Raw genomic sequence first — 17,355 nt, 5'->3', positions numbered from 1 at the left:
CCCCTCTGCCACAATTTGTTCCACCTTTATCCCCATATCGCACTGCCACGGAACCAGAGCTGGGCTGGACAGACCAGGAGCAGCGCAACGATGACGGAGACGTATATCATGCAGACGATCGCCCTCGTGGATGACGACCGCAACATTCTGACTTCGGTGTCCATTGCGCTCGAAGCGGAAGGTTACAAGGTCGAAACCTACACCGACGGCGCCTCGGCTCTCGACGGTCTTATCGCCCGTCCGCCGCAGCTTGCCATTTTTGACATCAAGATGCCGCGCATGGACGGAATGGAGCTGCTGCGCCGCCTGCGTCAGAAGTCCGACATTCCGGTGATCTTTCTCACATCCAAGGACGAGGAGATCGACGAGCTCTTCGGCCTGAAGATGGGCGCCGACGACTTCATTACCAAACCCTTCTCTCAGCGCCTGCTGGTCGAGCGCGTGAAGGCGATCCTGCGTCGGTCAGCGAGCCGCGAAAGCTTTGCGGCCGGCAACGGACCTGCAAAGGGAAGCCCCGAGCAGCAGGCCCGGACGCTCGAGCGTGGCCAGCTCGTAATGGATCAGGAGCGCCACACCTGCACCTGGAAGGGTGATCCGGTGACGCTCACCGTGACGGAATTCCTGATCCTGCAATCTCTCGCGCAGCGCCCTGGTGTCGTGAAGAGCCGCGACGCGTTGATGGACGCGGCCTATGACGAGCAGGTCTATGTGGACGATCGCACGATCGACAGCCACATCAAGCGGCTGCGCAAGAAGTTCAAGATGGTCGATACCGACTTCGACATGATTGAAACCCTTTACGGCGTGGGCTACCGCTTCCGCGAAGCAGCATGAGATCTCGTCGACATGGCGCCTGACGACGAACAGGTGGGCTGTCGAGACGGGCGAAAGGCAAAGGTTTGACCCAGCAGGTTGACGAAGGACACATGGAGGAGCCGGATTCCGGCTCCGAACAGCGTCGGCTGTTCACCCATCCCTTCACGCTCATCCGGCGGATCTTCGGCCACGCGCTCTTTTCGAGCCTGACGCGCCGGATCGTCTTTTTCAACCTGGCCGCGCTCATCGTTCTGGTTGCCGGCATCATGTATCTCAATCAGTTCCGCGAGGGGCTGATCGACGCCCGCGTGGAAAGCCTGCTGACCCAGGGCGAGATCATCGCAGCGGCCGTCTCGGCCTCGGCCTCCATCGATACGAATTCGATCACCATCGACCCCGAAAAGCTGCTCGAACTTCAGGCTGGCCAGAGCATCACGCCGGTGCCGAAGGATGAGGATCTGGAATTCCCGATCAATCCCGAGCGCGTGGCGCCGGTTTTGAGGCGCCTGATCTCGCCGACACGGATTCGCGCCCGCCTGTTCGACGCCGACGCCAATCTGCTGCTCGATTCACGGCATCTCTATTCGCGCGGTCAGGTGCTGCGCTTTGACCTGCCACCCGTCAACAACGATTCCAGCAGCTTCACCGACTGGATCACGCGACTCTTCAACACGATCCTGCAGCCTGGAAATCTGCCGGTGTACCGCGAAGCACCCGGCGGCGACGGGTCGATCTATCCCGAGGTCATGAACGCACTGACCGGTGTGCGTGGCGCCGTGGTCCGCGTGACGGACCAAGGTGAGTTGATCGTCTCCGTTGCCGTTCCCGTCCAGCGATCGCGAGCAGTCCTGGGCGTGCTGCTTCTGTCGACGCAGGCCGGCGACATCGACAAGATCGTGCATGCCGAGCGACTGGCCATCCTGCGCGTGTTCGGGGTAGCGACGCTTGTCAATATCGTCGTTTCGCTCTTGCTGTCGTCAACCATCGCCAATCCCCTTCGCCGCCTTTCGGCCGCCGCCATTCGTGTGCGTCGCGGGGCAAGGGAGCGCGAAGAAATCCCGGACTTTTCCATCCGCCAGGACGAGATCGGCAATCTCTCGATTGCGCTCCGGGAAATGACGACTGCGCTCTACGACCGGATCGATGCCATCGAAAGCTTTGCCGCTGATGTCAGCCACGAGCTGAAGAACCCGCTCACCTCCCTGCGTTCCGCTGTCGAAACGCTGCCGCTGGCCAAGACCGACCAATCCCGGCAGCGGTTGATGGACATCATCCAGCACGACGTACGGCGCCTCGACCGCTTGATCAGCGATATTTCGGACGCCTCGCGTCTCGATGCGGAGCTGGCTCGCTCGGATGCCAAGCCGGTCGATCTCGAAGTCCTGCTCTCCAGTCTCGTCGATATCTCGCGGGAAATCCGCAGTGGCAAGAAGGCCGTGAAGATCGACTATGTGATCGACCAGAAGCCCGGATCGAACCAGCATTTCGTCGTAAACGGTCATGATCTTCGCCTCGGCCAGATCGTCACCAACCTGATCGAGAACGCGCGATCCTTCGCGCCCGCAGACAGCGGCCGTATCCTCGTGAGGCTGTCGCGCAATCGAAGCCGCTGCCTTATCCAGATCGAGGACAACGGCCCGGGCATCCAGGCCGAAGATATCGACCGTATCTTCGAACGCTTCTACACCGACCGGCCGGAGGGCGAGAGCTTCGGCCAGAATTCGGGCCTTGGCCTGTCGATCAGCCGCCAGATTGCCGAAGCCCATGGCGGTACATTGAGAGCCGAGAATGTCATGGATCCGGCTACCGGGCGTATCACCGGTGCGCGCTTTATGCTCTCCCTGCCTGTCGAGACATCAACGTGAACACGGCCCCTGCCAACATTCACGGCACTGCTATTACCGTTGACGGCATCGGGCTCCTGTATCTGGGGCCGTCGGGTGGCGGCAAATCGGGCCTCGCCTTCGACTGTCTGGCAGAAGCTCGGCTGCGGCAGCTGCCCGGCGCGCTGGTTGCGGATGATCGTGTCCTTATTCTGCAAGACGAGGACAGGATCATCGCCAGTTGCCCCGATGCAATTCGTGGACTGATCGAACTCCGATATTCCGGCATCGTCTCTGTCGACCACGTTGCAGAAGCCGAGATTCATTTCGCGGTCTTGCCGGTTCCCTCCAACGAAGGTGATCGACTGCCGCCGGACAATGAGAAAGCCAATCTGGCTCCCGGCATTCGACTGCCGGCCATCCGGGTGCCTCTCTGGAGCCGATTTCCACTCAGCCTTATTTTCGCGCGTATCCAGACGCTGAAAGGGAACGGCTAGGCCACACGCTGTTTTGGCTTGCACTTCGCGCTTTCATGGACATGATGGCGTCCCACTGATGGACGAAACGCCAATCTTGAGCTATTTGGCGAGAGATACGCTAAGAGGCAGTTGAGAATGATCGGACTTGTGCTTGTCACACATGGCAAGCTGGCTGAAGAGTTCCACCATGCGGTGGAACATGTCGTAGGCCCACAGAAATGTATCGAGACCGTTTCCATCGGCCCCGAAGACGATATGGACCAGCGTCGCCAGGATATTCTTGATGCCGTGCTGCGTGCCGATGATGGTCACGGCGTGATCATCCTGACCGACATGTTCGGAGGCACGCCCTCGAACCTCGCCATATCAGTCATGAACACGGGTCGGATCGAAGTGATCGCCGGCGTGAACCTGCCCATGCTGATCAAGCTTGCCGGTGTCCGCGGCGACAATGACATGGACCGCTCCCTCATCGAAGCCTCGGAGGCCGGGCGCAAATATATCAATGTCGCAAGCCGTGTTCTCAGTGGTAAGTGACGTCATGATTGATCCGATCTCGCGCGATCTCCTGATCATCAACAAGCGCGGCCTGCATGCCCGAGCCTCCGCGAAATTCGTCCAGACGGTAAGCGGGTTCGATGCAAAGGTCAGCGTATCCAAAGATGGCACGACCGTGGGCGGCACTTCCATCATGGGGCTGATGATGCTCGCCGCGAGCCCCGGCTGCTCGATCTCCGTCTCTGCTTCGGGCAACCAGGCACACGATGTGATGGAAGCGCTCGCGACGCTCGTCGCCGATCGCTTCGGTGAAGAGATGTAAAGCATCGCGACATAAAGACATAAAGACTTCTTTATGTCAGATTGCGTCGAATGCCTTTCCCTGCTAGAAGACGAGACAAGCCCCGCAGACAAATCTGCGGGAGAGCCAGTCAAACCATCCGCATCCAATGCGGATCGGGTCGCATCCAGCCGGAGAATCCCATGAGCAAACATGATTACGTGATCGCAGATATCGGTCTTGCCGATTTCGGCCGCAAGGAAATCAGCATCGCCGAAACCGAAATGCCGGGCCTCATGGCCTGCCGTGAAGAATTCGGCGTCAGCCAGCCGCTGAAGGGTGCGCGCATTACCGGTTCGCTGCACATGACCATCCAGACCGCCGTGCTGATCGAGACGCTCGTGGCTCTCGGCGCCGAAGTGCGCTGGGCATCCTGCAACATCTTCTCGACCCAGGACCATGCGGCGGCTGCCATCGCTGCCGCCGGCATTCCGGTCTTCGCGATCAAGGGCGAATCGCTCACAGACTACTGGGAATATACCGACAAGATCTTCCAGTGGACCGATGGCGGCCTGTCCAACATGATCCTCGATGACGGCGGCGATGCCACCATGTACATCCTGCTCGGCGCCCGCGCCGAAGCTGGCGAGGACGTTCTTTCCAATCCGCAGTCGGAAGAGGAAGAAATCCTGGTCGCGCAGATCAAGAAGCGCCTGGCTGCAACGCCCGGCTGGTTCACCAAGCAGCGCGACGCCATCCAGGGCGTGACCGAAGAAACGACGACCGGCGTTCATCGTCTGTACGAACTCGCCAAGAAGGGCCTTCTTCCCTTCCCGGCGATCAACGTCAACGATTCCGTCACAAAGTCGAAGTTCGACAACAAGTATGGCTGCAAGGAATCGCTGGTCGACGGCATTCGCCGCGGCACCGACGTGATGATGGCCGGCAAGGTCGCCGTTGTTTGTGGTTATGGTGACGTCGGCAAGGGTTCGGCCGCATCGCTCCGCGGCGCCGGCGCCCGCGTGAAGGTGACGGAAGTCGATCCGATCTGCGCGCTGCAGGCCGCCATGGACGGCTTTGAAGTGGTCACGCTCGAGGACGTCGTTTCCTCGGCCGACATCTTCATCACCACCACCGGCAACAAGGACGTCATCCGCATCGAACACATGCGCGAGATGAAGGACATGGCGATCGTCGGCAACATCGGCCACTTCGACAACGAGATCCAGGTCGCGTCGCTGAAGAACCTGAAGTGGACGAACATCAAGCCGCAGGTCGACATGATCGAGTTCCCGAAGGGCAACCGCATGATCCTGCTTTCGGAAGGCCGCCTTCTGAACCTCGGCAACGCGACGGGACATCCGTCCTTCGTCATGTCGGCCTCGTTCACGAACCAGGTTCTCGGCCAGATCGAGCTGTTTGCGAAGAAGGATGAATACAAGCCGGGCGTCTACGTCCTGCCGAAGCACCTCGACGAAAAGGTCGCTCGTCTGCATCTCGAGAAGCTCGGCGTGAAGCTGACACAGCTTTCCGACGAACAGGCGGCCTATATCGGCGTCACGGCACAGGGTCCGTTCAAGTCTGAACACTATCGCTATTAAATTATAGCTGGATAATATCTACATCTAGTAGGCGGCGCCTTGACAAGGGCGCCGCTTTCTTTTTTGGGGCCCGGCCTTCCCGACCCTATCCATCGAAGGTATTGTTTTTGGACTTGATTCGTGAACTGCACGAGCGGTCCGCGGATACGGATGTCTTGTCGACGATGCGGCACATAATAAGACGGAGACAGACCGAAAATGTCGGTACATCAACGCGCCCCGCGTCAGCGGGATACGGCTATGACGGCCGGTTTTCCAAGCCTCTGGCGGCCAGCTACAGACCTGACGACGAGTGTGCTGCGTAAAGTGGCACAGCGCCCCGCCGTGGCAGCAATGCGACGCTTGTTGACCTGCGGCAGCGCCCTTGCCGGCTTCCTCGCCCCTGGAATCGTTCTTGCACAATCTGCCGGCGCACCAGTCCCTGCCTTCGACAGCATCGATGTGGCGGGTTATGCGGTGCTTTTGGGCACGATTTCCGCTTCCCTCATCTTCGCCGCAGTGCTCCTTCGGCAGCGCAACAGGCTCGACGTCGAGGTCCGCGAACTGCGCTCCGCCTATTCCGACAGCCAGTACAAGATTTCCCGCTACCAGACCCTTATTGCCGACAAGAACCGGCGCACCGTGATCTGGGAAGGCCACAACGGCAAGGCAGAACTGCTCGGCCAGCTTCCCGCCGAAACGGGTGCCCCACAGCAGGATCCGGATTTCCTGGCATTCGGGCGATGGTTGAAACCGCAGTCAGCAACCGAGGTCGAACGCGCCATCGAAGCTTTGCGCCTGCATGCCAAGTCCTTCGAGCTGGTGGTGGAGACCCAGCGCGGCGAAGTGCTCGATGTCCAAGGCAATCTCTATGGCGGCCGCGCCTATGCGCATTTTGTCGCTCTCGACAACCTGCGGGCGGAACTCGCCGAGCTGAAGATTGAACGAAATCGCCTTCGGAGCTCGATTGCGACCTTCGAGTCGCTGCTTGATTCGATCGAACAGCCGGTCTGGCAAAGAGATGCCGAAGGTCGTCTCGTCTGGGTCAACCAGGCCTACAGCGATGCCGCCGAGGCTTCCTCGCCCCAACTGGCGGTTCAGGAAGGGCGCGAGATCTTGGGCACCCTGACCCGCGAGAAGATCAAGGCGTCGGCAACTCCGGAATCGCCGTTCCACGACACGGTCTCGACAGCCGTGCGCGGCGCGCGCACCTACTTCGACGTGGTCGATGTTCGTGGCCCGACGGGTTCCTGCGGCATGGCGATCGATGTCTCCTCGGCCGAGACCCTTCGGGAAGAACTCACCCGAACGCTCAAGAGCCATGCCGATACGCTGGACCATCTGGCCACGCCGGTCGCGATCTTCGACGCCGACCGCAGCCTGCAGTTCTACAACCAGGCCTTCCAGCAGCTTTGGGGCCTCGAAGCCAAATTCCTCGAAAGCCGGCCCGATCATGCCGAACTGCTCGACCGGCTTCGGGCAGCGCACAAGCTGCCGGAACAGCTGAGCTGGAAAGCGTGGAAGGAAAACTGCCTCTCGGTCTATCGCGCGCTGGAGACGCAGACGGATCTCTGGCATCTGCCAAACGGACAGACGCTTCGCGTGATTGCATCTGCGCACCCGCAGGGCGGCGCGACCTGGGTCTTCGAAAACCTCACAGAGCAGGTCAATCTGGAAACCCGCTACAACACGCTGGTCCAGGTTCAAGGCGAAACCATCGACCATCTGTCGGAAGGCGTAGCCGTTTTCGGGCCCGATGGCCGAATCCAGCTCTCCAACCCCGCCTTCCGCGCGCTCTGGGGTATCACCGAGGCGCAGGCCGCCTTCGGGACGCATATACGCCTGCTCGAAGCGGCCTGCGGCCCGTCCTATGACAAGCCTGATGGCTGGAAGGCCTTCGGCAAGATGATCACGAGCTTCGAGGACGAGCGACCTTCGAGCCAGGGCACGCTGGAACTCTATTCGGGCCTCGTGCTCGATTACGCCGTGACGCCGCTGCCAAATGCGCAGACCATGCTGACCTTCGTCAACATGACGGACAGTGTTCGTGCGGAGCGGGCACTCAAGGAGAAAAACGAGGCGCTGCAGAAGGCCGACGAGCTGAAGAACGACTTCGTCCAGCACGTCTCCTACGAATTGCGCTCGCCTCTCACCAACATTATCGGCTTCACCGATCTGCTCAAGACCCCGACAATCGGCCCGCTCAACGAGCGTCAGGCCGAATACATCGACCATATCTCGACCTCGTCTTCGGTGCTCCTGACCATCGTCAACGACATTCTCGATCTCGCAACGGTCGATGCCGGCATCATGCAGCTCGACTATTCTGAAATCGATCTTAGTGACCTTCTCGATGATGTCTCGATGCAGATGACCGACCGTCTGCAGGAGGGCGGCGTGACGCTGGAGATCGCCGCTCCGGCGCAGCTCGGCAATATGATTGCCGACCGGCAGCGGTTGAAGCAGATCCTCATCAAGATCCTCACCAATGCCGTGAACTACGCCCCCGAAGGCTCGGTTGTCTCGATGAAGTGCTGGAGAGAAGCCGATGACTTCGTCTTTTCGGTCCGCGACAGCGGCTGCGGCATGAGCGCGGATCTCGTCTCCTCGGCCTTCGACCGCTTCTCGACAAGCGCAAGGGGCGGCAAGCGGAGCGGGCCAGGCCTTGGCCTTTCGATCGTGCAAAGCTTCGTCAATCTGCACAATGGCGACGTCAAGATCGAAAGCGAGCCCGGAAACGGGACGACGGTCAATTGCCGAATTCCCTCTGCCAGTCTACCGCAGTTGATCGCCGCCGCCGAATGAGCGCCGAGGCCACCCCGCTTACTATCCACCTCGCCGACGACCGTGCCACCGCACTGTTCGGCGAGGACTTGCTTCTCGCCCTCCAAGTCGGCGACTGCATCGCCCTGGAGGGTGATCTCGGCGCCGGGAAATCCACGCTGAGCCGCGCCTTGATCCGAGCCATGGCGGGGGACCCGGAACTGGAAGTTCCGAGCCCGACCTTCACTCTTGTTCAGAACTACAACCTCAGCATCCGCGTCGCGCATTTCGATCTCTACCGGCTGTCTGACCCAAGCGAGCTCGACGAGCTGGGTCTTGACGAGGCACTGGCAGACGGCATCTGCCTCATCGAATGGCCCGACAAGGCGGGCAGCGCGCTGCCGAAGAACCATGTCGGGATCACATTTCAATTCGCTCCGGACGGTGGGCGCAATCTGACAATCCAGGCACCGGAAGCGAAACTTGCCCGGCTGCGGCGTGTGATGGACATCCGCCGATTTCTCGAGGACAACGGTTACATCGGCATGCACAGGCGCCACCTCACCGGTGACGCATCCAACCGTGCCTATGAGTCAGTCTATCCGGCCAACGGGACCACGCGGCTTGTACTGATGGATGCGCCAAAGCGGCCGAATGGTCCGCCAATCCGTGATGGCAAGCCCTATTCGCAGTTGGTGCATCTGGCAGAAGATGTCCGCCCCTTTGTCGCGATCGGACAGGCGCTCAGGGAGCGGGGTTTCGCAGCTCCCGCAGTGCTGGCGCAGGAACTCGATGCCGGACTGCTTCTGTTAGAAGACCTCGGAGAAGAGGGCGTTCTGGACAATCTCGGCAAACCGATTGCCGAACGGTATCGTGCCAGTGCCGCCTGTCTTGCCGCCATTCATGATACGCCCTTCGAGCGCGAGATCATCATCCCCGGCGGGCACCACCATATCATCCCGGACTTTGATCGTGCTGCGATGAAATTCGAGGTCGAGTTGCTGCTGGACTGGCACCTCCCCTGGAAACGCGGTGGCCAGGCGGTCTCGACGGCAGAGCGCGAACGCTATCTCGACATATGGGATCATCTGATCGACGAGCTGGCGAATGCCGACACATCGATCGTGCTCCGCGATTTCCATTCGCCGAACATCCTCTGGCGGGGGGATCGCGAGGGGCATGACAGGGTCGGATTGATCGACTTCCAGGATGCCATGATCGGGCCGGCGGCCTATGATGTGGTCTCGTTGGTCCAGGATGCGCGGGTCACAATCGAGCGCGCCCTCATGGATCAATTGATGGCCGATTATCTTTCTGCGCGAGCAAGGATATCGAGCTTCGATGAAGCTGCCTTCCTGAAGAGCTGGGCGATCATGTCTGCGCAGCGGGCCTGCAAGCTGAACGGGCTCTGGGTGCGCCTCAGGGATCGAGACGCAAAGCCCGGCTACATGCGCCATCTTCCTCGCACGCTCTGGCATCTCGCGGTTGCTTTCGAACATCCGGTCCTCGCCCCCTTGCGGAACTGGTGCATAGAGGCTGGAATCGAACTTCCCGAATCACCGGCCTGAAAGAGATGATCATCAAGCAAGCCATGGTGCTGGCGGCCGGACTCGGTACGCGGATGCGCCCCATTACAGAGACGATGCCGAAACCGCTGGTCCGCATCGGTGGAAAGCCGATGATCGATTATGTGCTCGACGCGCTGATTGCCGCCGGGGTGAGGACGATCGTCGTCAATGTCCACCATCATGCCGACCAGATGGAAACGCATCTGGCAAAGGAAAAGCGCGTCGAGATCCGGATCTCGGACGAACGCGACCGGCTAATGGACTCCGGCGGCGGCCTGGCGAAAGGGCTCAAATTGCTCGACCGGGATCAGCCTGCTCTGGTGATGAATGCCGACCTCTTCTGGGTCGGCGAACCGGACGGTGAGCCGGACAACCTTTCCAAGCTTGCGAAACAGTTCGATGCCTCTCGCATGGACATGTCGATGCTCTGCGTCGAACAGGACCAGACCACGGGTCACAACGGCAAGAACGATTTTTCGATGGCGCAAGATGGTCGGCTCACCCGCCATGTCCCCGGGGCCGCGAATCCGGTCGTGTATGCCGGGGCACTGGTGCTGATGCCGCATATGCTCGACGACGCGCCCGAGGGTCCCTTCAACCTCAACATCTATTTCGATCGTGCGATTGCCGCCGGTCGCCTGTACGGCACAGGCCTCAAGGGTCAGTGGCTCACCGTCGGGACGCCTGATGCGATCGCGCCTGCCGAAGCTGTGGTCGCCCGAAACGTCAGGAGCGCCTGAGATGATGGCAAAGGCGCCGCGTCTGCTGACGATCCCTCCGGGCCGGCCCTTTCTCAGGACACTGACGGAGGCACTGCTCGACGGACGTCTCACCGACGGCTTCCGCTACGATCCGGATGATCCCCTGGCGCTGGCTGCGGTGACACTACTCGTGCCGACCCGACGGGCGGCCCGCGTCCTGCGCTCGGAATTCGTGGACCTGCTGGGCGGCCGCGCTGCCATTCTGCCCGATATCCGGACACTCGGAGAAACCGACGACGACAGCGGCTTCTTCGATCTCAATGCTCCCTCTCTCATGGATCTCGCACCGCCCGTCAGCGGGACCGTCATGCTTCTGGAGCTGGCGCGCCTGATCCTCGCATGGCGCAACCAGTTGCCTGACATCGTGCGGTCGATCCATGCCGACACGCCGCTCGTTGCGCCCGCCAGCCCGGCCGATGCCGTCTGGCTGGCCCGTGCGCTCGTCGAGCTGATCGAAGCTGCAGAGACGGAGGGATGTGACTGGAGCGACCTAGATAAACTTCAATCCGCAGACTTTGGGTCCTGGTGGCAATTGACGCTGGAGTTTCTCAAGATCGCGACCAGTTTCTGGCCGGCGCGCCTGGAGGAACTGGTGCGATCCTCTCCGGCGCGCCATCGCGATGCCGTGCTCAGGGCCGAGGCAGAGCGTTTCCGCAGACAAGGTGCAGATGGCCCGGTCATCGTTGCGGGTTCGACCGGCTCGATCCCGGCTGCAGCCGAGTTGATTGCCGCAATTGCCGAACTCGACCACGGCGCCGTGGTGCTGCCGGGGCTCGATCTCGACATGCCGGACGACGACTGGGAAAAGCTGAACGATCGGGATATCTCTCTGATGCGACAGAGCCCGGCCGTACGGGGGCATCCGCAATATGGCCTTGCGCATCTGCTTCGCCACATGAAGCTCGACCGCGCTGATGTCCAGGTGCTCGAACCCGCAACGCAAGCCCTCAGAGATCGAGCCGAGTTCCTGTCTCGTGCCATGGCGCCTGCGGAGGCGACAGACACTTGGAAAGCCTGGCGCGGGGGTATGGATGATCACCGAGTACTCGACGCTTTCCGCGATGTTGCGCTCATCGAGACGGCGAACGAGCGCGAGGAGGCAACCGCCATCGCGATCGCCCTTCGTCTAGGCCTGGAGCAGGCTTCGGACAATCCCGAAAGTCGCGTGGCGCTGATCACACCCGATCGCGCACTGGCGCGCCGCGTGATGTCCGAACTTGCGCGATTCGGAATCGAGGCGGATGATTCGGCGGGTACGCCGATGACCGGAACACAAGCGGCGATGTTGACCCAGGTGGTCGCCGAGGCATGCCTGCGTCCGGGCGATCCTGTGGCAATCGTGTCCCTGATCAAGCATCCGCTTGCGCGCTTCGGCTTCGCCGCCGAAGACATGCGCAAGGCCGCTGACACATTGGAACGGATCGCGCTGCGTGGTGGGCTGGCAACTCTCGATCTCGCGGAGATGGAGCCGCTGTTCGCAGGCGGGCTTGAACTGCATCTTGCAGACCGCCACAAGCCGCAGTGGCGTATCTCGATCAGCCCCGAGGAGATCGACCTTGCGCTAGAACTTGCCAAACGCGTGACGGCGGCGGTCGAACCGCTGGTCTCATCGCTTGTGCGGTCGCGCGATGGCCACATCCTCTCGCAAAGGCTCACCCTCAGCGACTGGGCAGAACGCACAGGACGCGTGCTGGAAGCCGTCACCATTGACGAGCGCGCGGATCTCGCAGGTCTCTGGGGCGATGCGGCGGGCGAGGCACTTGCCCGGCTTCTCGCGGACGTTCTGGAGACGGATGGCCAGATCGAGGCAGACGGGGCGCAATGGGTCGACATCCTCACTGCGCTAATGGCAGGACAGGCGGTCAAGCCGCGAGCCATGCGGCATCCGCGTGTCTTCATCTTCGGCACGCTGGAAGCGCGCCTGCAGAATGTCGACATGATGGTGATCGGCGGGATGAACGAAGGCAGTTGGCCCGGCCAGACCAAGAACAATCCCTTCCTCTCGCGCGTGATGAAGACTGAAGTCGGGCTTGAACCGCCGGAGCGGCAGATCGGCCAGGTGGCTCATGATTTTCAGATGGCTTGTGGCACCCGGAACCTGATTTTCTCACGGGCGCTTCGCCAGGGGTCCGCGCCGACGGTCGCCTCCCGCTGGCTGCAGCGCCTGATGGCCCTCGGCGGAACGTTGCTGGAAGACGCCATGAGAGAGCGTGGTCTGATCTATCGTCGCTACGCCGACCTGATCGACCAGGGCGAGAGCCAGGCTCCGGCGCAGCGACCGGCACCGCGCCCGCGTGTCGATCTGCAGCCGCGTTCCTTCAGTTTTTCCGAAGTCGGGCGGTTCAGGCGCGACCCTTATGCCATTTATGCGAGGCGGATCCTGCGCCTCGATCAGATCGACACGTTCAATCAGGATCCGGGTGCGGCCGAACGCGGAACACTCTATCATCGGATCGTTGAGCGCTTCATCCGCGAGGGACATGACCCCGATCGACTCGACGCTCTGGAGATCCTCCACCGGATCACCGACGAGGAATTCCTTGCCGAGGCCCTGCCCCTTCATATCGATATCGTCTGGCGGCAACGTTTCTACAGCGTCGCCTCGGCCTTCCTCACCTGGGAGCGACAGCGCCGACCGGAAATCCGGCGATCGCTGACGGAGGTGCGGGGCAATGTGTTGCTGCGCCCGATCGACATCACCATCAGCGGCATTGCTGACCGCATCGACATACGAGGGGGTGGTTTCGCCGACATCATCGACTACAAGACCGGCCTCAATCCAAGCGCCAACCAGGCGCGTAGCCTGCTCGACCCACAATTGGCACTGGAGGCAGCGGCCCTTCTCGAAGGCGCCTTCAAGCCGGCCGGTGACGTGAAACCCCTTAACCTCGTTTACGTGCGACTGCGGCCCGGCGACCGCTTTTCGACAGACCAGGTGAACAACGAGATGGCCACGCGCGGCGACAGCAAGAAATCGGCTCTCGAGCTTGCAACGCAATCCGTCGATGAACTCGGTCGGTTCGTTCAGGCACTGCAAAGCGGCGAGCGCGGTTATGTGTCCCGTCTCATCCCAGCGGAACAGAACAGCTATGGCGGCGAATACGACCATCTTGCGCGTGTCGCGGAGTGGTCGACGGCGGAAGCCGAAGAAGGAGCCGGGGATGAGTGACCTGCAATTTTCCCTGGATGCGCTTCCCACGGGCAGCGATCCGGCTACCTGGCTTGGCTGGACGACACTTGCCCAGTCACGTGCCTCGCATCCCGGCCAATCTGCCTGGGTGTCCGCCAATGCAGGCTCGGGCAAGACGCATGTCTTGACACAGCGCGTGATCCGGCTGCTGCTCGCCGGTGCCCGCCCCTCCTCTATCCTCTGCCTGACCTATACCAAGGCTGCTGCGTCTGAAATGTCGAACCGCGTGTTCGAGCGGCTTGCCGAATGGGCGACGCTGGACGACGCGGAGCTCGCGAAGCGCATCACCGCCATCGAGCAGAAGGAGCCCGACCGGGCGACACTTGCGGCTGCACGGCGGCTCTTTGCCAAGGCGCTGGAAACGCCTGGTGGTCTGAAGATCCAAACGATTCATGCCTTTTGCGAAGCCCTGCTCCACCAGTTTCCGCTGGAAGCGAATGTCGCCGGCCATTTCAACGTGCTCGACGACAGAGCGGCAGTGACCGTGCTCGCCGAAGCACGTCGATCGCTGCTGTCAGCGACCTCGACGGAGAATGACGCAGTTCTGGCGGAAGCCTTCTCGCAAGTCCTCAGCATCGCCGACGAAAGTGGGCTTGAAGCGCTGATCTCCGACACCGTGGCCAATCGGCATGCGATCCGCGCCTTCAGACAGCGTGCGGAACTGGCTGGCGGTCTGGACGCCGCTCTACGCACAGGGCTCGACATCGGCCCGCTGGAAAGCGAGGCCAGTCGCGCGGAAAACTACTGGCCCCTCGCCGGTCTGTCGGGCGGCAATTTCAGCCGCTATATCCAGCTCGCTCTCGAAAAGGGCGGCGAGAAAGTGCGCGCGGTAGCGGAGGTGCTGGAGAAGGCGCTCGTGGAAACGGATGGGGTGGAGCGGGCAAGACTGCTGGACCAGGCCTTCCTGACTGGCCAGGAGGCGCCGAAGGCCGACAGTTCGCTGATCGCGGCTGCCATGACCAAGGCCGCCCCTGACCTCAAGGATGCTGTGATTGAAGCGCGGGATCATGTCGTTGCCATGCGCGATCGGCTGCGGATCTTCAGGATGTACGAAGCGACGCGCTCAGCTCTCGCCCTCGCCTTTCGTCTCGACTGGGACTACGAGGAGCTGAAGAAGCGGCGCTCGCAGCTCGATTTCGAGGATCTGATCGTTCGCACCGCCCGGCTCCTGACGCGGGGCGATGTCGGCGCCTGGGTGCATTACAAGCTGGACCAGGGCATAGACCACATCCTCGTCGACGAGGCGCAGGATACGAGCCCGGTGCAATGGGACGTCATTCGGTCCCTCAGGGAAGACTTCTTCACCGGCCTCGGTGCCCGGCCCGGCATCCGCACCTTCTTTGCAGTGGGCGATGAGAAGCAGTCGATCTACTCCTTTCAGGGCGCCCGGCCGGAGCAGTTCTCGCAGGAAGCACGCCAGACCGCACAGGCCGTGGCCGAGAGCGGGCAGAACTTCAACACGGTGCGTCTACCGCTCTCCTTCCGCTCGACGCAGTCGGTGCTGGCGGCCGTCGATCAGGTCTTCAGCTTTGCGGAAAACAGCCGGGGCCTGAGCGCCGGGGGCGATGCGGTCGTGCACCAGTCGAGCCGGATCGGGCATCCCGGGACGGTCGACGTCTGGGACATGATCGTGGCTGAAAAGCAGGAGAAGGACGAAGACTGGACCACTCCCTTCGACGCGACGCCGGAGAGTGCGCCCTCCGCCATTCTCGCCCGCCGCGTTGCACACCATATCAGCCAGATCGTGGGACGGGAGACGATCATCGAAAAGGGCCAGAAGCGGCTGATCCGCCCCGGCGACATTCTGGTTCTCGTGCGCAAGCGCGACGGTTTCGTCAATGCGCTGACCCGCGCCCTCAAGCGTCCGCACAACATTCCTGTTGCAGGCGCCGACCGCCTGAAGTTGACGAGTCACATTGCGGTCCAGGACATGCTGGCGCTCGGGCGCTTCCTTCTGCTTCCCGGCGACGACCTCTCGCTCGCTTCCTTGCTGAAAAGTCCCCTCTTCAACCACAGCGAAGAGGCATTGATGGATCTCGCGGCCGAGCGGCCGGAAGCCCAGAGCCTCTGGGCAAGACTGACCGAGCGCGCAGAGACCGACGGCGCCTGGCGAAAGACGCATCACCTGCTCGGCCTGTTCCTCGATCAGTCGCGGCAGCATTCGGTCCATGATTTCTATGCCCGTGTTCTGAGTGTCCATGGTGGCAGACGGTGTTATCTTGGCCGCCTCGGCTCCGAAGTCAGCGACATTCTCGACGAATTCCTGACCTTTGCCCTGTCCTTCGAGACCAGCGGGCTGCCCGGGCTGCAGTCGTTCGTATCGACGCTCGAAATGGAAGCGCCAGAGGTCAAACGCGAGCAGGACAAGGAACGCAACGAAGTCCGCATCATGACGGTGCACGCCTCCAAGGGTCTGGAAGCACCCATCGTCTTTCTGATCGACGGGGGCTCAAAGCCGTTCAACTCCAATCATGTGGCGAAACTCAGGATCCTCGAAACGTCTGAATCGGTCCCGCTACCGATCTGGGTTCCGACCAAGGCGCTGGGCAACTCGATCTCCGCAAGCGATCTGGAAAGGCGCAAGGATCAGGCCGAGGAAGAGTATCGTCGCCTGCTCTATGTCGCGATGACCCGGGCTGCCGACCGCCTGATTGTGGGCGGCTATCGCGGGGTGCAGGACACGGGCGAGATCTGGCACAAAATGATCTCCCGCGCGCTCGGCGCGGATGAGGGCCGTTCGCGGCCCGCTGAGTTTCATGGTCCTGACGGCAGTTGGAGCGGATTGCGGTGGTCGCTCGGGGAGGCTGAGCGAGATTTGCCGCTGGTCGACCCGATTGCCGAGACCGAAGAAAAGCACAGCCTGCCGTCGGCCCTCGGAAAGTCGCTCCCACCACCGGTCAGCCTGCCGAGGCCGCTCAGTCCCTCAGGTGCGGGCAGCATCGTGGTGGATGACGACGAGGATGCGGTGACGGCGTCCGCACTGTTTGCAACCGAGGAAAAAGCCGATCTTGCCCTGCAGCGCGGGCGGCTCATTCATCGGATGTTGCAGAACCTCCCCGGAGTTACAGGAATAGAAAAGCGGGAGGCCGCAACGCGCTATGCGGAACGGGCCGCGCGGTTCTGGCCGGCCGAGCAGCGCGAGAAGCTCGTTTCGACAGTCATGTCTGTTCTGGAGGACGAGAACCTTGCTCCACTCTTCGGCCCAGGCAGCAGGGCAGAGGTTTCGGTCATGGGCACGATGCGGCTCAAAGGGGAGCTTCGCGCGGTGTCGGGCCGGATCGACCGAATGGCCGTGCTTTCTGACAGGGTAATTATCGCCGACTACAAGACGAACCGGAATCCGCCCTCGGATGCCGCCCGGTCACCGCTCTCCCATCGGGTTCAGCTCGCGATATATCGTGAAATCCTGCAGCCGCTCTATCCGGGTAAAGAAGTAGAATGCTGGCTGATCTATACCGAAAACGGCAGCCTGATCCGTCCCGACGAGGACTTGCTCCAGCGGTCTCTTGCCGACCTCGAGACATCGTGAGATACCGCATATTGAAATTGCTGCCGTGCGGCATCACATATCTAGTCAAATCCGTGTTTATGAAGGGA

At 61.5% G+C, this 17,355-nt stretch carries 11 protein-coding genes; all 11 read left to right on the top strand.

From position 1 onward, the window contains the following. The first annotated feature begins 108 nt into the window (after window positions 1-108). The 11 genes from QTL56_RS15235 (at window position 109) to addA (ending at window position 17,287) form a co-directional block, all read left to right on the top strand. The gene (locus tag QTL56_RS15235; RefSeq protein WP_229575389.1) at window positions 109-834 is read left to right on the top strand and encodes a response regulator transcription factor; all 726 of its coding nucleotides are present in this window, start codon (window positions 109-111) and stop codon (window positions 832-834) included. 65 nt (window positions 835-899) lie between these two features. Next, entirely contained in the window at window positions 900-2,681 is a 1,782-nt protein-coding gene (locus tag QTL56_RS15230) for a sensor histidine kinase (protein ID WP_370660298.1), read from the top strand. Then, window positions 2,678-3,136, top strand: coding sequence for an HPr kinase/phosphorylase (locus tag QTL56_RS15225; RefSeq protein ID WP_245137219.1), 459 nt, complete (start codon window positions 2,678-2,680; stop codon window positions 3,134-3,136). The genes QTL56_RS15230 and QTL56_RS15225 overlap by 4 nt, the downstream gene beginning before the upstream one ends. A gap of 117 nt (window positions 3,137-3,253) precedes the next feature. Then, entirely contained in the window at window positions 3,254-3,655 is a 402-nt protein-coding gene (locus QTL56_RS15220; protein WP_148164974.1) for a PTS sugar transporter subunit IIA, read from the top strand. 4 nt (window positions 3,656-3,659) lie between these two features. Next, window positions 3,660-3,938 carry an HPr family phosphocarrier protein gene (locus QTL56_RS15215; protein ID WP_267499010.1) on the top strand — a complete coding sequence of 93 codons (279 nt, stop codon included), beginning with the start codon at window positions 3,660-3,662 and terminating at the stop codon, window positions 3,936-3,938. Between the two features lie 161 nt (window positions 3,939-4,099). Further along, on the top strand, window positions 4,100-5,497 hold the full coding sequence (gene ahcY / locus QTL56_RS15210) for an adenosylhomocysteinase (RefSeq protein ID WP_245137220.1): 1,398 nt from the start codon (window positions 4,100-4,102) through the stop codon (window positions 5,495-5,497). Window positions 5,498-5,830: 333 nt separating this feature from the next. Continuing rightward, the gene (locus QTL56_RS15205; protein ID WP_441295303.1) at window positions 5,831-8,281 is read left to right on the top strand and encodes a PAS domain-containing sensor histidine kinase; all 2,451 of its coding nucleotides are present in this window, start codon (window positions 5,831-5,833) and stop codon (window positions 8,279-8,281) included. Further along, window positions 8,278-9,807: a tRNA (adenosine(37)-N6)-threonylcarbamoyltransferase complex ATPase subunit type 1 TsaE gene (gene tsaE, locus QTL56_RS15200; protein ID WP_245137221.1), complete on the top strand. Its 1,530-nt coding sequence runs from the start codon at window positions 8,278-8,280 to the stop codon at window positions 9,805-9,807. Before QTL56_RS15205 ends, tsaE begins: the two co-directional genes overlap by 4 nt. Window positions 9,808-9,812: 5 nt before the next feature. Next, on the top strand, window positions 9,813-10,547 hold the full coding sequence (locus QTL56_RS15195) for a nucleotidyltransferase family protein (protein WP_245137222.1): 735 nt from the start codon (window positions 9,813-9,815) through the stop codon (window positions 10,545-10,547). Between the two features lies 1 nt (window position 10,548). After that, a complete protein-coding gene (gene addB / locus QTL56_RS15190; RefSeq protein ID WP_370660297.1) occupies window positions 10,549-13,737 on the top strand; it encodes a double-strand break repair protein AddB in 3,189 nt (1,062 codons plus the stop codon). Continuing rightward, window positions 13,730-17,287 carry a double-strand break repair helicase AddA gene (addA, locus tag QTL56_RS15185; protein WP_245137223.1) on the top strand — a complete coding sequence of 1,186 codons (3,558 nt, stop codon included), beginning with the start codon at window positions 13,730-13,732 and terminating at the stop codon, window positions 17,285-17,287. The genes addB and addA overlap by 8 nt, the downstream gene beginning before the upstream one ends. Window positions 17,288-17,355: the final 68 nt, after the last annotated feature.

The sequence above is a fragment of the Peteryoungia algae genome (genome assembly GCF_030369675.1).
Classification (GTDB): Bacteria; Pseudomonadota; Alphaproteobacteria; order Rhizobiales; family Rhizobiaceae; genus Allorhizobium; species Allorhizobium algae.
Note: the sequence above shows the minus strand (reverse complement) of the source record. Positions and strands in the feature narration are given on the sequence as shown.